This is a genomic window from Dyella japonica DSM 16301 (genome assembly GCF_001010355.1).
Taxonomy (GTDB): Bacteria; Pseudomonadota; Gammaproteobacteria; order Xanthomonadales; family Rhodanobacteraceae; genus Dyella; species Dyella japonica.
Window position 1 is genome coordinate 1 of record NZ_JPLA01000123.1, and the last position, 481, is coordinate 481.

Genomic DNA, 481 nt, shown 5'->3' on the forward strand with positions numbered 1-481 from the left:
GGAAGGTGCTGTTATTGTTCAGAACACTATGCTGCTTACTGAAGAGAAACAGGTAACTTTCCGTGACCTGGGACGTGCTCAGTCTGCTCTATTTCAGAATCTGAATGACCGTTTTGGTCAAGTGGTAGATGTACGGGATATTGTATTCCTGAACGTCAGCTACCTGGGTCATATGAGCCAGCCTGACTTTCAGCAAAATCTGGTAACTAAAGATACTGCTGCGAAGAAAGCTAAACTGAAAGCTGGGGAGTAATCATGTCCGAAAAACTATCAGGTGGTTTTAATAACTACTATCTGGTTCAGGTAACCAACCCTCAACGTATGGAACAGCCTCCATATCAGGCCGAGTGTGAGGATATTATCCAAGCACTAAATATGACCTTTGATGAAGGGCGTCTGTTCAAGGCATTGTGGCGCAATGCTGCTGCTCGTTTAGGTAACGGTAAACCAGGTAACACTTCCGTTTATGATGCAGAGAAGA

The 481-nt window shown here is 44.5% G+C and carries 2 protein-coding genes; both read left to right on the plus strand.

The window, feature by feature from the left end; genetic code table 11:
- Nucleotides 1–253, plus strand: a 253-nt coding sequence (locus Y882_RS20360) for a hypothetical protein (protein WP_046973405.1), incomplete at its 5' end; no start/stop codon positions are given.
- Between the two features lie 2 nt (nucleotides 254–255).
- Nucleotides 256–481 (plus strand): hypothetical protein (locus Y882_RS19565; RefSeq protein WP_046973406.1); only part of this gene is annotated, 226 nt, incomplete at its 3' end.